12 protein-coding genes and 1 pseudogene are annotated in these 13,123 nt (G+C 64.1%); 8 read left to right on the top strand and 5 right to left on the bottom strand.

The genetic code is table 11. From position 1 onward, the window contains the following. Window positions 1-289: 289 nt before the first annotated feature. Window positions 290-670, bottom strand: a complete 381-nt coding sequence (locus V6M61_RS18800; RefSeq protein ID WP_332778122.1) for a hypothetical protein — start codon at window positions 668-670, stop codon at window positions 290-292. 506 nt (window positions 671-1,176) lie between these two features. On the opposite strand from V6M61_RS18800, the gene V6M61_RS18795 reads away from it, so the two are divergent. From V6M61_RS18795 to V6M61_RS18775, 5 genes are all read left to right on the top strand, one after another. Then, the gene (locus tag V6M61_RS18795; RefSeq protein WP_332778121.1) at window positions 1,177-1,950 is read left to right on the top strand and encodes an ABC transporter ATP-binding protein; all 774 of its coding nucleotides are present in this window, start codon (window positions 1,177-1,179) and stop codon (window positions 1,948-1,950) included. After that, window positions 1,950-2,654 (top strand): ABC transporter ATP-binding protein, encoded by a 705-nt coding sequence (locus tag V6M61_RS18790; protein ID WP_332778120.1) that lies wholly within the window; start codon window positions 1,950-1,952, stop codon window positions 2,652-2,654. Before V6M61_RS18795 ends, V6M61_RS18790 begins: the two co-directional genes overlap by 1 nt. Window positions 2,655-2,737: 83 nt before the next feature. Further along, entirely contained in the window at window positions 2,738-3,934 is a 1,197-nt protein-coding gene (locus V6M61_RS18785; protein WP_332778119.1) for an ABC transporter substrate-binding protein, read from the top strand. Between the two features lie 52 nt (window positions 3,935-3,986). Next, window positions 3,987-4,871, top strand: coding sequence for a branched-chain amino acid ABC transporter permease (locus tag V6M61_RS18780; RefSeq protein WP_332778118.1), 885 nt, complete (start codon window positions 3,987-3,989; stop codon window positions 4,869-4,871). Between the two features lie 143 nt (window positions 4,872-5,014). Then, on the top strand, window positions 5,015-6,037 hold the full coding sequence (locus tag V6M61_RS18775; protein ID WP_332778117.1) for a branched-chain amino acid ABC transporter permease: 1,023 nt from the start codon (window positions 5,015-5,017) through the stop codon (window positions 6,035-6,037). A gap of 95 nt (window positions 6,038-6,132) precedes the next feature. On the opposite strand, the gene V6M61_RS18770 is transcribed toward V6M61_RS18775, so the two are convergent. Then, entirely contained in the window at window positions 6,133-7,350 is a 1,218-nt protein-coding gene (locus tag V6M61_RS18770) for an RtcB family protein (RefSeq protein ID WP_332778116.1), read from the bottom strand. Window positions 7,351-7,485: 135 nt separating this feature from the next. Next, the gene (locus tag V6M61_RS18765) at window positions 7,486-8,478 is read right to left on the bottom strand and encodes a GlxA family transcriptional regulator (protein ID WP_332778115.1); all 993 of its coding nucleotides are present in this window, start codon (window positions 8,476-8,478) and stop codon (window positions 7,486-7,488) included. Window positions 8,479-8,593: 115 nt separating this feature from the next. On the opposite strand from V6M61_RS18765, the gene V6M61_RS18760 reads away from it, so the two are divergent. Continuing rightward, window positions 8,594-9,229 (top strand): cysteine hydrolase family protein, encoded by a 636-nt coding sequence (locus tag V6M61_RS18760; RefSeq protein ID WP_332778114.1) that lies wholly within the window; start codon window positions 8,594-8,596, stop codon window positions 9,227-9,229. Window positions 9,230-9,488: 259 nt separating this feature from the next. On the opposite strand, the gene dbpA is transcribed toward V6M61_RS18760, so the two are convergent. After that, window positions 9,489-10,883, bottom strand: a complete 1,395-nt coding sequence (dbpA, locus tag V6M61_RS18755) for an ATP-dependent RNA helicase DbpA (protein WP_332778113.1) — start codon at window positions 10,881-10,883, stop codon at window positions 9,489-9,491. Here dbpA and V6M61_RS18750 point away from each other — a divergent pair. Together V6M61_RS18750 and V6M61_RS18745 are read left to right on the top strand one after the other, a co-directional pair. After that, a pseudogene (locus V6M61_RS18750) lies at window positions 10,877-11,155 on the top strand (antibiotic biosynthesis monooxygenase family protein); the annotation flags it as partial. The gene dbpA and the pseudogene V6M61_RS18750 sit on opposite strands and share 7 nt — an antisense overlap. A 151-nt stretch (window positions 11,156-11,306) precedes the next feature. Next, window positions 11,307-12,527, top strand: coding sequence for an MFS transporter (locus V6M61_RS18745; RefSeq protein ID WP_332778112.1), 1,221 nt, complete (start codon window positions 11,307-11,309; stop codon window positions 12,525-12,527). Window positions 12,528-12,745: 218 nt separating this feature from the next. On the opposite strand, the gene V6M61_RS18740 is transcribed toward V6M61_RS18745, so the two are convergent. Further along, window positions 12,746-13,060 carry a hypothetical protein gene (locus tag V6M61_RS18740; RefSeq protein ID WP_332778111.1) on the bottom strand — a complete coding sequence of 105 codons (315 nt, stop codon included), beginning with the start codon at window positions 13,058-13,060 and terminating at the stop codon, window positions 12,746-12,748. Window positions 13,061-13,123: the final 63 nt, after the last annotated feature.

Raw genomic sequence — 13,123 nt, 5'->3', positions numbered from 1 at the left:
GCGCTGCGGCTCCGCTGGCACCTGCGTGCCAGTGGACAGCGCGAACGGGCTCAGGCTGCGACTGAGCCGCGCCCTGCAAGGGTGACAACGCAGTGGGCTCCTGCCCACAAGGCGGAGCAACGCAGCATGGCGGGTCGAGCATGGTGCAATCGGGCGCATAGCGCTGTCACCCAGAAGGTGAACGTGAGCTAAGAGGGAAAAGTCAATGTGCATGCGGCTTTCCTGAAGTTTGCGAGCGGTCAACTGCTGTTTCCAGGATTGAAGCCGCACCCGGCCGAACGGGTCTTTTCTATTCGGGGTCAAAGCGCTGCCTGAAGGCGGCACAAAACTGCGGGCTGCCGCTGAGCGACAAAGTCACCGTGTGTCGCGGCGGCCCGGCCGGGCTCAGCTGGACCGCGAACTGCCGCGTGTTCTCGTCGTAAGTCATGGTTTCAAAGGCTGACCATTCCTGCTGGCCTTGCAGGTTGAAGTCCCACTCTCCGCCCTCGTCCAGCGGCGCCCGCAGGCCCGGGAAAGCCGCATGCGCCCAGTCGAGCACCAGCGCGATTTCAGCGCGGACCGCGGCGACGTGCTCGGGCCGGGTGGACGCCATCGCGTCAAACGTACCGATACCCTGCGGGTCCTCGCTGTAGTCAAAGTCCAGATAGTTCAATGTCAGGTTCGAGCTCATCGTTTTGCCGTTCTGACCGCGGACTGCAACAGCTTATGGCTGGGCCTGCTGCTCATCCCCCGTGCCCGTCGCCCTGGTTTTTGCCGTGGCAATTTTTGGCCAGTAGTTCGAGATAAAACGCATCGCCCTCGTTTTGGCGACTGCGTCAATCAAAGAGCGCTCGATTATGCGACTTTCCCTCCCTGACCGGCCCCGGCGAGATCGGCCTTGGCAACACACATTGCGCCAGCTTTGACGGCGACGCTTCTGCGGGAGTGTGGCTGTGGGCGTCCGGTGGCCAACCGGAAAAGTTTGCCTGATGATTTGATGGGATTGTCAGGAAATTGCAAGCGTCCGCATACCGGTGCACCGGCTCTGCAAAATCAGGGTTGCCCATCACGCAAAACTACCTAAGGGTCTGACCCGGTACCTGGGCGCCAGTCAGCTGGCTACGATGACCTGTTGCCTTTCATGGGCTGCCGCCCCGTGAACCTGTTCTTTTTATTTCTTATCTGCCGGAGAACAATTTGTCAGTGGAGTTCATTCTTGAAACACGCGGATTGACCAAGGAGTTCAAGGGCTTTGTGGCCGTCAACCAGGTCGATCTCAAGGTTCAGCGCGGGCATATCCACGCATTGATCGGGCCCAATGGCGCCGGCAAGACCACCTTTTTCAACCTGCTGACCAAGTTCCTGCATCCGACCTCGGGCACCATCACCTACAACGGCGCCGACATCACGCATGAGAAACCGGCGCAGACCGCGCGGCGCGGCATCGTGCGCTCGTTCCAGATTTCGGCCGTGTTTCCGCACATGACGGTGCTGGAAAACGTGCGCGCCGCCCTGCAGCGCAATCTGGGCACCTCGTTTCATTTCTGGAAATCCGAAGACACGCTGTTTCACCTGCATGCGCGGGCCCGCGAGCTGCTGGCCGAAGTGGATTTAAGCCATTTCGCCGATGAACTGACCGTGAACCTGCCCTATGGCCGCAAGCGCGCCCTGGAGCTGGCCACCACGCTGGCGCTGGAGCCCGAGCTGATGCTGCTCGACGAGCCCACGCAAGGCATGGGCCATGAAGACGTGGACCGCGTGACGCAGCTGATCAAAAAAGTCTCGGCCAAGCGCACCATCCTGATGGTGGAGCACAACATGAATGTGGTGTCGTCGATTGCCGACCGCATCACGGTGCTGCAGCGCGGCGCCATCATTGCCGACGGCCCCTATGCCGAAGTCTCGGCCAACCCGCTCGTCATCGAGGCCTACATGGGTACCACCAACACCGAATTACAAGGCGCTCACTGATGACTAAAGAGCTCCTCAAAATCGAAGGCCTGCACGCCTGGTACGGCGAGTCGCACATCCTGCATGGCGTCGACCTGACCGTCAATGAAGGCGAAGTGGTGACGCTGCTGGGCCGCAACGGCGCCGGGCGCACCACCACCATGCGCGCCATTGTCGGCATGACCGGCACGCGCAAGGGTTCGATCCGGATCAACGGCGAGGAAGCCATCAAGCTGGCGCCGCACAAGGTAGCGCGCCTGGGTGTAGGCTACTGCCCCGAAGAGCGCGGCATTTTTGCCAGCCTCAGCGCCGAAGAAAACCTGATGCTCCCGCCCACCATCGCGACCGGCGGCATGGGCATCGGCGAGATTTACGAGATGTTCCCCAACCTCAAGGAACGCGCCGGCAGCCCCGGCACGCGCCTGTCGGGCGGCGAGCAGCAGATGCTGGCCGTGGCGCGCATTTTGCGCACCGGCGCGCGGCTGCTGCTGCTCGATGAAATCTCCGAAGGCCTGGCGCCTGTGATCGTGCAAAAGCTCGCCGAGATGATCCTCACGCTCAAGGCCAAGGGTTACACCATCGTGCTGGTCGAGCAGAACTTTCGCTTTGCCGCGCCGCTGGCCGACCGTTTCTACGTCATGGAGCATGGCCGCATCGTCAAGCAGTTTTCCCAGTCCGGACTGCAAGACAACATGGGCATGCTGCAGGAGTATTTGGGGGTTTAGGCGGTTCACTGCCTGCCCCTGTTTTTATCAAGCGTTCTTGCTTTTCCAGTTCCCGTCCTCACCACCTCATGAAGGAGACCCCCATGAAACTCAAAGCTCTCATCGCCGCCATGGCCGTCGGCCTGTGCGCAGCCGCTTTTGCGCAGCAAAATACCGGCCCGGTCAAAATCGGCTTCATCACCGACATGTCCAGCCTGTATGCCGACATCGACGGCCCGGCCGGCGGTGAAATGATCAAGTGGGCCGCGCAGGATTTCGGCGGCAAGGTGCTGGGCCGCACTATCGAAGTGCTGACGGCCGACCACCAGAACAAGGCCGATGTGGCCAGCTCCAAGGCCCGCGAATGGATCGACAAGGACGGCCTGTCGATGCTGATCGGCGGCACCTCGTCTGGCACGGCCCTGGCCATGTCCAAGGTCGCGGCCGAAAAGAAGCGCCCCTTCATGGTGGTCGGCGCCGGCTCGGCCCGCCTGACCAATGAAGACTGCTCGCCTTATACCGTCCACTACGCCTACGACACCGTGGCCCTGGCCAAGGTAGCGGGCTCGGCCCTGGTCAAGGCCGGTGCCAAGAACTGGTACTTCCTGACGGCTGACTACGCCTTCGGCCACTCGCTGGAAGGCGACGCGTCCACGGTGGTCAAGGCCAACGGCGGCACGGTGGCCGGTGCGGTGCGCCACCCGCTCAACGCCGCCGACTTCTCGGCCTTCCTGCTGCAGGCCCAGTCGAGCAAGGCGCAGATCCTGGGCCTGGCCAACGCCGGCGGCGACTTCACCAACTCGATGAAGGCGGCCAAGGAATTCGGCATCAACAAGAGCATGAAGATCGCCGGCCTGCTGGTGTTCATCAACGATGTCCACAGCCTGGGCTTGTCCAACACCGAAGGCCTGCAGCTGGCCGACAGCTGGTACTGGAACCAGGACGACGCCTCACGCAAGTTCGCCAAGCGCTTCTTCGACAAGTACAAGCGCATGCCCTCCAGCCTGCAGGCCGCTGATTACTCTGCCGCGACGACCTACCTGAGCGCGGTGAAGGCCGCCGGCACCACCGATGCCGACAAGGTGATGGCGCAGATGAAGAGCACGCCGGCCAACGACTTCTACAGCAAGGGCAAAATCCGCGCCGATGGCCGCATGATCCACGACATGTACCTGTTCCAGGTCAAGAACGCCAAGGAGTCAACCACGCCGTGGGACTACTACAAGCTGGTGTCCAAGGTGCCCGGCGACCAGGCGTTCACCACCGCGGCCGAGTCCAAGTGCTCGCTGATCAAAAAATAAAGGTGAAAAGCAGCCGGCCTGCGGCCGGCTGCAACTTCTTCAAGACGGACTCATGGAAATATTCGGCATCCCCCACCAGGCATTTCTCGGCCAGCTGATGCTGGGGCTGGTCAATGGCGCGTTCTACGCCATGCTCAGTCTTGGCCTGGCCGTGATCTTCGGCCTGCTGGACATCGTGAACTTCGCGCATGGCGCCCTCTACATGCTGGGTGCCTTTGCCGCCTGGATCATGCTCGACAAGTTCGGCGTGAACTACTGGTTCGCGCTCATCCTTGCGCCCCTCATTGTCGGCGCGCTGGGGGTGGCGATCGAGCGCACCTTTCTCAAGCACCTGTACGGGCTGGACCCGCTGTACGGGCTGCTGCTCACTTTCGGCCTGTCGCTGATCGCCGAAGGTGTGTTCCGCGAGCAGTACGGCGTCTCCGGCCAGTCCTACCCGGTGCCGGAGCTGCTGTCCGGCGCCACCAACCTGGGCTTCATGGTCCTGCCCAACTACCGCGCCTGGGTTGTACTGGCCTCGCTGGCGGTCTGCCTGGGCACCTGGTTCCTGATAGAGCGCACCCGCCTGGGCGCCTACCTGCGCGCTGGCACCGAGAATGCCAAGCTGGTGCAGGCCTTCGGCGTCAACGTGCCGCTGATGGTGATGCTGACCTACGGCGCCGGCGCCGGCCTGGCGGCGTTCGCCGGCGTGCTGGCTGCCCCCATCATCCAGGTGACACCCCTGATGGGCTCCAACCTGATCATCGTGGTCTTCGCCGTGGTCGTGATCGGCGGCATGGGCTCCATCCTCGGCTCGGTCATCACTGGCCTGGGCCTCGGTGTGGTGGAGGGCCTGACCCGCGTGTTCTACCCGGAAGCTTCCAGCGTGGTGGTGTTCGTGGTGATGGTGATCGTGCTGATCCTGCGCCCCGCCGGCCTGTTTGGCAAGGAAGCCTAGATGTTGGCCCCCACGCTTTTCACTTCGTGTAATGCGCTGCCCCCCAGGGGGCGCTGCGCCTGCGGCCCGGCAAAGCCGGTTCCGCGGCCCCTGCTGGAACTGGAACCCCGCGCTCGCCACTTAGCTGTTCGATGGATATCTGAATGAATAACGCACAAAAATTGACCCGCATCACCTATGTGGCCATCCTGGCGCTGCTGCTCCTCGCGCCGGTCATCGGCCTGTACCCGGTGTTCGTGATGAAGCTGCTGTGCTTCGGCCTCTTCGCCTGCGCCTTCAACCTGCTGCTGGGCTTCACCGGCCTGCTGTCCTTCGGCCATGCTGCCTTTTTTGGCGGAGCCGCCTACATCACCGGCTGGTTCATCAAGTCCCAGGGCTGGACGCCCGAGTTGGGCATGTTCGCGGGCACGGTGACAGCTGCGTTCCTGGGCCTGATATTCGGCCTGGTCGCGATTCGCCGCCAGGGCATCTACTTCGCGATGATCACGCTGGCGCTGGCGCAGATGGTGTTCTTCATCTGCCTGCAGGCGCCTTTCACCGGCGGCGAGGACGGCCTGCAGGGTGTGCCCCGTGGCAAGCTGTTCGGTGTGTTGCCGCTGGCCTCGGACACGACCATGTACTACGTGGTGGTGGCGATCTTCATCGCCTGCTTCCTGGGCATCTCGCGCATCGTCACTTCGCCCTATGGCCAGGTGCTCAAGATGATCCGCGAGAACGAGCCCCGCGCCATCTCGCTGGGCTACCACGTGGACCGCTACAAGCTGCTGGCCTTTGTGCTGTCGGCCGGCCTGGCCGGCCTGGCCGGCTCGCTCAAAACGCTGGTCATGGGTTTTGCCACCCTGTCCGACGTGCACTGGTCCATGTCAGGCGAGGTGATCCTGATGACGCTGCTCGGCGGCGTGGGCACCTTCTTTGGCCCGGTGATGGGCGCCGGCATCGTGATCTCGCTGCAAAACCTGTTGGCCGACAAGGTCGGCTCCTGGGTGACCGTGATCATCGGTGCGATCTTCGTGATCTGCGTGCTGGCCTTCCGCAAGGGCGTGGTCGGCGAACTCAGCGCCTTCCTGGAACGTCGTCGCCGCGCGCCGGAACCCCTCGGTGCGCCACATCGGCCGGCGTCGCCAGCACCTGACCTGTCAGCGGTGGAGACTACTCAGCCATCGTAATTGCTATTAATTTGATAGCCAATTGCGCAATCTTCGCAAGGGCAGCGGGCCAGTTTTCCATATAAAGAAGGCGCCAAATCGGCCTGGAACAGGCCTCACCCCTTGACGCACACCACCTGCTTGAGGGTATGCACCACCTCGACCAGGTCCTGCTGCGCCTGCATCACCGCGTCGATGTCCTTGTAGGCGGCCGGCGTTTCGTCGATCACGTCCTTGTCCTTGCGGCACTCCACGCCCTCGGTCGCCGCACGGTGATCGGCCAGCGTGAAGCGGCGCCTGGCTTCGCCGCGGCTCATCACGCGGCCGGCGCCGTGCGAGCAGGACTCGAAGCTCTCGGGGTTGCCCTTGCCGCGCACGATGTAGCTGCGCGTGCCCATGCTGCCGGGAATGATGCCCAGCTCGCCGGCTCTCGCGCTGACCGCCCCCTTGCGCGTGACGTAGACGTCCTGGCCGAAGTGGTGTTCCTTCTGCACATAGTTGTGGTGGCAGTTCACGGCCTCGATGTGACTCTGGAAGTTCTTGCGGATCACCGTCTTCGCGGCCTCGATCACGCGGCGCATCATCACCTCGCGGTTCAGGCGCGCGAACTGCTGGGCCCAGCCCACCGCGCGCACATAGTCGCCGAAGTAGCGCGAGCCCTCTTCGAAGTAGGCCAGGTCGCGGTCGGGCAGTTGGACGTTGTTGCGCAGCGCGTCCTGCTTGGCCAGTTCGATGAACATCGTGCCGATGGCGTTGCCCACGCCGCGCGAGCCCGAGTGCAGCATGAACCAGACAAAGCCCTGCTCGTCCAGGCAGACCTCGATGAAATGGTTGCCGGTGCCCAGCGTCCCCAGGTGGTTGCGGTTATTGGTCTTGGCCAGCCTGGGGTAGTCACGGCACAGCTCGGTGAACACCGGCTCCAGTTGGGCCCAGGCCGTGTCCACCGCGCCCGGCACCTTGCTCCAGGCGCCGGGGTCGCGCGATCCCGGCGCGCGGCCATGCGGCACCGCGCGTTCGATCGCCGAGCGCAGCGGCGCCAGGTTGTCCGGCAGATCCCCGGCCGCCAGCGTGGTCTTGCAGGCGATCATGCCGCAGCCGATGTCCACCCCCACGGCCGCCGGAATGATGGCCTTGACGGTGGGAATGACGGAGCCGATGGTGGCGCCGATGCCGAAGTGCACGTCGGGCATGGCGGCGATGTGCTTGAAGACAATGGGCAGGCGCGCGGCATTGGTCAGCTGGCGCCTGGCTTCGTCCTCGATCGGCACGCCGCGCGTCCACATCTTCACCGGCACGCCGCCGGGCACGTCTTCATGGATGTAATTGGGTTCCATGCTGCTCCTTTCGCAAGCGAAGGCGCCAGCTTCCATTATGGTCTCAATGCAGCTTCAGCAGCCCGTCCGGCACCTGATCCAGACCCCCGAACACGGAGATTTTGTCGATGCGTCCGGCCGTGCGTGTCAGCGGCTTCAGATCTGGCGAAATTCCCGCCGGTAGGTCGAGGGCGAGGTGTTGAACGCCGCCGCGAAGTGCTGGCGCAGCGACACGGCCGAACCGAAGCCCGCATCGGCCGCGATCTGCTCGATGCTGCGGCGGGTGGACTCGAGCCGCTGCTGCGCCAGCGCGAGGCGCTGGTTCAGCAGCCACTGGCCCACCGTGGTGCCGGTGACCTGCCGGAAATGCCGCGTGAAGGTGCGGCGCGAGAGCAGCGCGCGGCGCGCCAGATCGTCCAGGCTGTGCGGGCGGTTCAAATGCTTTTGCACCCAGGCCAGCACGTCGGCCAGCCGATGGTCCGCGCCCGACGCAGGCAACGGCTGCTCCACATACTGGGCCTGCCCGCCCTGGCGGTGCGGCGCCACCACCATGCGCCGCGCCATGTGGTTGGCCACCTCGGCGCCATGCTCGGTGCGCAGCAGGTGCAGGCAGCAGTCGATGCCTGCGGCCGTGCCGGCCGAGGTAAGCACGTCGCCGTCGTCCACATACAGCACGTCGGGCCGCAGTTCGATCTGCGGGTAGCGCTGCGCGAAGGTGGGCGCCAGCGCCCAGTGCGTGGTGGCAGGCCGGCCATCAAGCAGCCCCGCCTCGGCCAGCACGAAGGCACCCAGACACAGGCCGACGATACGCGCGCCGCGCTGGTGGGCGGCGCGCAGGGCCTTGAGCAAGGCTTCGGGGGGTGGCCGGTAGTCCGGCTCGTTCGGGCTCAGCCATGAGGGAACGATGACGATGTCGGCCTTGGCCATGGCGGAGAGCTTGCGCACGCCGTCGACGCAAAAGCCCGCCGGCGTGCGCAACGGTCCCGCCTCCGGCGCACACACCAGCAGCTTGAAGCGCGGCATGCCGGGACTCGTCATCTCCTGGCCAAACACCAGGCAGGGCACGGAGAGGTGAAACGGGCTGATGCCGTCGAAGGCGACCACGGCCACGGTCTGGGCCGGGGTGTTTTTGGAGGATGGGGCAGGCATGGCCCGATTCTATCGATTTATGGCGCTCGGGCCACTTTCGCCAAATCGGGTTGAAACGAACAATCGATCCCATCAGCCACCTTTCTTCAACCCCCTTTCTTCAAGGAGAACTTCCATGACCACTGCCTCCCCGCGCCGCGCCCTCGTTGTGATCGACGTGCAGAACGAATATTTCACCGAAAACCTGCTGATCGACTACCCCCCGGTCGAACAGTCGCTGCCCAACATCGGCCGCGCCATGGACGCTGCGCGGGCCGCCGGCATTCCGGTGGTGGTGGTGCAGCACAGCGAGGCCGCCAGCGCGCCGCTGTTCGCCAAGGGCTCGCCCAGCTGGCAGCTCAACGAGGTGGTGGGAAGCCGCCCGCGCGACCACTACATCGAGAAGGCCTGGCCCAGCGTCTTCACCGGCACCGACTTCGCCGACTGGCTGCAACAGAACCAGATCGACACGCTGACCGTGATCGGCTACATGACGCACAACTGCGACGCCTCGACCATTTTCGAAGCCACGCATCGGGGCCTGAATGTCGAGTTCCTGCACGACGCCACCGGCGCCCTGGCCTACGCCAACACGGCCGGCAGCGCGACAGCCGAAGAAATCCACCGTGTGTTCAGCGTCGTGTTCCATACGCGCTTTGCCGCCGTCACCAGCACCGGCGACTGGATTGCAGCGGCCAAGGCCGGTCGGGCCATCCCGCGCGGCAACATCCCGGCCTCGTACGCGGCGGCCCGCGCGGAAGCGCTGGTCTAAATCCAATACCGCTCAGTTACTCAGTAGTCCGAAACGAAGGCGACGCCGCCCATGCTGTCATTCTGAGCAACGCGAAGAATCTTGCCAGCATACCGAGATCCTTCGCTGCGCTCAGGATGACAAAGTATGTCGTACTACTTTCGAACTGCTGAGTAAGCCGTTCGCCCTGAGCTTGTCGAAGAGTCGGGTCGCAAGGCTACAGGGGCTTCGACAAGCTCAGCCCGAACGGAGTGCGGCACCTGATTGAACCGTATTGGGCCTAAATCAGGCGCACCTTGACGCTCTTGCCCTTCACACGGCCGGCGTTGAGGCGCGCCTCGGCTTCCCGCGCGATGGCGCGGTCCACCGCGACATAGGTCGAGAACTCGTTGACATTGATCTTGCCGATCTGCTCTTTCCTGAATCCCATGTCGCCGGTCAGCGCGCCCAGCACGTCGCCCGCGCGGATTTTTTCCTTGCGGCCGCCGATGATCTGCAGCGTGGCCATGGGTGGCTGAAGCGGCTCCTGGCTGGCGGGGGTGAGCTCGGCCAGCTTGTGCCACTCCGATTCGCGGCCCTGCAGCTGCTCGATCTTGCCCACGTAGCCCATCTCGTCCATGCTGGCCAGGCTTAAAGCCAGGCCCTCCTCGCCGGCGCGGCCGGTACGGCCGACGCGGTGGATATGCACCTCAGAGTCGGGCGTGATGTCGACATTGATCACGGCTTCGAGCTGCGCGATGTCCAGCCCGCGCGCGGCCACGTCGGTGGCCACCAGCACCGAGCAGCTGCGGTTGGCAAACTGCACCAGCACCTGGTCGCGCTCACGCTGCTCCAGCTCGCCATACAGCGCCCGCGCGCTGAAACCCTGGGCCTGCAGCACGGCCAGCAGATCGCGGCACTGGGCCTTGGTGTTGCAAAACGCCAGCGTGCTGGCCGGGCGGAAGTGGTTGAGCAGCAGGCTCACCGCATGCAGGCGCTCGCTGTTCTTCACCTCGTACCAGCGCTGGCGGATCTGGCTGCCGGCGTGCTGCGTCTCCACCTTGACGGTGACCGGCTCGCGCATGAACTGGGCGCTGAGCCTGGCAATGCCCTCGGGGTAGGTGGCCGAGAACAGCAGGGTTTGCCGCTCATCGGGGCACTGTTTGGCCACGGTAGCGATGTCGTTGTAAAAGCCCATGTCGAGCATGCGGTCGGCCTCGTCCAGCACCAGGGTGTTGAGTGCGTCGATATTCAGCGTCTCGCGCTCCAGATGGTCCATGATGCGCCCCGGCGTGCCCACCACGATGTGGGCGCCGTTCTCAAGACTCGCCACCTGGTTGCGCAGCGGCACGCCGCCGCACAGTGTCACCACCTTGATGTTCTCTTCAGCGCGCGCGAGACGCCGGATTTCGGTCGTGACCTGGTCGGCCAGCTCGCGCGTCGGGCACAACACCACGGCCTGCACCGCAAAGCGGCGGGCATTGAGATTGGCCAGCAAAGCCAGCGCAAACGCCGCCGTCTTGCCGCTGCCGGTTTTGGCCTGGGCGATCAGGTCCTTGCCAAGCAGGGCGATCGGCAGGCTGGCGGCCTGGATCGGCGTCATGCTCAGGTAGCCCAACTGCTGTAAATTGGCCAGCACATGGGCCGGCAGGGACAAGGCGCTGAAATCGGAAGAGGAAGCTGGAGAGGAGGTCATGCCCCGATTATCGGCCCGGCCCTGAAGCTTGGGAAAACCCCGCTACCGGGCTGATGTCGAACGTCTACTATTGGGAATCACTGGAGGCCCTGCAGGCCTTGATGCAGTATCCGCGGCACCTCGAGGCCAAGGCCGCGCATGCCTGGTGGCTAGTGTGGTGTTGCACGCTAGACGGGTACAAGGTCGTCATTTTGCAGGTGCTTCGCACTTATGGCGGCGCGGGCCTTGGACTGGTGAGCGAGTTGGCGCAGACTACGGTCGCTTCGCATTGATGAAGCCGGCGCCGCAAAACAGCGTATCAGCGCACTGATTGTTCACGGCCTGGAAACAGACAAGTGCTTCGCGCCTTCTTACTCTGAAGGCGAGACTTCGGGACACTAGCCTGCATCGCAACCAAACAGTGCAGCCGCACCGAGATTCGAAATGCAACCCACTTCCGCCTCCGTCGATGCCATTGCATCGGCCCGCGTGCCCAACCCACCTTCCAGAGCCGCCTGGCTTGCCGTAGGCTCCATCGCCGTCGGCACATTCTCTATGGTGACGACCGAGTTCCTGCCGGTCGGCTTGCTGACCGACATCGCAGCCGGCCTGAGCATCACGGAAGGCACCGCCGGCCTGATGGTCACGGTACCGGGCATTCTCGCCGCGCTGGCGGGCCCCGCCTTGATCGTCGCCTCCGGCCGGCTGGACCGCCGCGCCGTGATGATCGCGCTCACCGCGATGCTGGTTGTCTCCAACGCCGTGGCTGCGATGGCGCCCAACCTGGTCACGCTGCTGGCGGCACGGCTGCTGCTGGGCCTGTGCATCGGCGGCTTCTGGACATTCGCCCCCGGCGCGGCCACGCAACTCGTGCCGCCCGCCTCGCAGGCAAGAGCCATGTCGCTCGTGCTCATGGGGGTGTCGGTGGCCACCGTGCTGGGTGTGCCGCTCAGCGCCTTCATCGGCAACCTGGCCGGTTGGCGCGCCGCCTTCGCAGCCAACGGCCTGCTGGCTGCCGTGGTGCTGGCCGCGCAGTTCTGGCTGCTCCCCGCCATGCCGCCGACGCGCGCGATCAAGGCACGCGATCTGCTGACACCGCTGACGCGCCGCCTCGCGCAGGTCGGCCTCCTGATGACATTGCTACTCATTGCCGGGCACTTTGCGGCGTACACCTATCTGCGGCCGCTGCTGGAGCAGGTGTTCGGCCTGCCCCCGCGCTTGGTCTCGGCCTTGCTGCTGGTCTATGGCGCCGCGGGCTTTGTCGGCACGTTCCTCGGGGGCAGCCTCGCGGCGCGCAGCGTTCGCGCAACGGCGGTGCTGACCAGCCTGCTGATCGCGTCCGCGCTGCTGCTTTCCACCATGATCGGCGGCGGCATCGTTGGCGCGGCGGCAGTGGTTGTGCTGTGGGGCATCGCGTTCGGCCTGGTGCCTGTGGCAGTGACCGCCTGGATGCTCAACGCCGTGCCCGACATGCCCGAAGCCGGCCAGGCCCTGCTCGTCAGCGCCTTCCAGGTGGCGATTGCCACGGGCTCGCTGCTCGGCGGGGTCGTGGTCGACGGCTACGGGATTTCCAACACCATGCTGCTGGCAAGCGTGTTGGCAGCGGCGGCGGCTGTGGTGGCGGGAACCTTGGGGTATGCGCGCCGCTATGCGGTTGCGGCGTGACGGGCTTGGGCGTGTAGTTCCAGCCGGCCGCGCAACGTGGACCCTCCTCGCTATTAAATCCAATGGGTAATCCCCCGGCTGTGCCGGGGGATTACCCATTGGATTTACGGATAAATTCTTAGTCTCGGCTGGGCCAATATTCGGAAAATCAAGGGTACCCGAAGCATGTCCGCTCGATGGAAGGGCTGGACGTCATTGCGCTGCAGGATGGTGCTTTCCTACTCGTCGGTAAGGATCTGCTGAGTCACGTTATCGACCACCACGGGACTTTCGAAGTAGGTTACGGTCGGATCAGTGCCGTACTTCTCCCGGACGAACGAGCGCCATGATTCTGTGTACATTGCTTCTGCCTCTGGCCTCGAATTCCAAAGGTAGACGCCACCTGCTGTTGCTCCGTCCTGGGAGAGCACGTAGTGTTTGCGAAACAAACCTTGTACGCCTCGATACTTTGGCGCGGTGCTCAGGAAGATGCTGCGGGCTTCCTCGCGAGTGATTGGCTTTGGCAAAGTGAACGTAGTAAAGACGATGATCATCTGCACCTCCTGGTGTACTGTGTGGCCGATGAGGCCCAATGAGGCAAAGAACTAAAAATACAG

Source organism: Polaromonas sp., from assembly GCF_036676035.1.
Taxonomy (GTDB): Bacteria; Pseudomonadota; Gammaproteobacteria; order Burkholderiales; family Burkholderiaceae_C; genus Polaromonas.
Note: the sequence above shows the minus strand (reverse complement) of the source record. Positions and strands in the feature narration are given on the sequence as shown.

Bases quoted from the DNA above. Each gene is read 5' to 3' on its own strand.
- V6M61_RS18770 (WP_332778116.1), bottom strand. From the start codon at position 7,350: ATGGAACCCAATTACATCCATGAAGACGTGCCCGGCGGCGTGCCGGTG.
- V6M61_RS18780 (WP_332778118.1), top strand. From the start codon at position 3,987: ATGGAAATATTCGGCATCCCCCACCAGGCATTTCTCGGCCAGCTGATG.
- V6M61_RS18790 (WP_332778120.1), top strand. From the start codon at position 1,950: ATGACTAAAGAGCTCCTCAAAATCGAAGGCCTGCACGCCTGGTACGGC.
- V6M61_RS18785 (WP_332778119.1), top strand. From the start codon at position 2,738: ATGAAACTCAAAGCTCTCATCGCCGCCATGGCCGTCGGCCTGTGCGCA.
- V6M61_RS18800 (WP_332778122.1), bottom strand. From the start codon at position 670: ATGAGCTCGAACCTGACATTGAACTATCTGGACTTTGACTACAGCGAG.
- V6M61_RS18765 (WP_332778115.1), bottom strand. From the start codon at position 8,478: ATGCCTGCCCCATCCTCCAAAAACACCCCGGCCCAGACCGTGGCCGTG.
- V6M61_RS18760 (WP_332778114.1), top strand. From the start codon at position 8,594: ATGACCACTGCCTCCCCGCGCCGCGCCCTCGTTGTGATCGACGTGCAG.
- dbpA (WP_332778113.1), bottom strand. From the start codon at position 10,883: ATGACCTCCTCTCCAGCTTCCTCTTCCGATTTCAGCGCCTTGTCCCTG.
- V6M61_RS18740 (WP_332778111.1), bottom strand. From the start codon at position 13,060: ATGATCATCGTCTTTACTACGTTCACTTTGCCAAAGCCAATCACTCGC.
- V6M61_RS18745 (WP_332778112.1), top strand. From the start codon at position 11,307: ATGCAACCCACTTCCGCCTCCGTCGATGCCATTGCATCGGCCCGCGTG.
- V6M61_RS18775 (WP_332778117.1), top strand. From the start codon at position 5,015: ATGAATAACGCACAAAAATTGACCCGCATCACCTATGTGGCCATCCTG.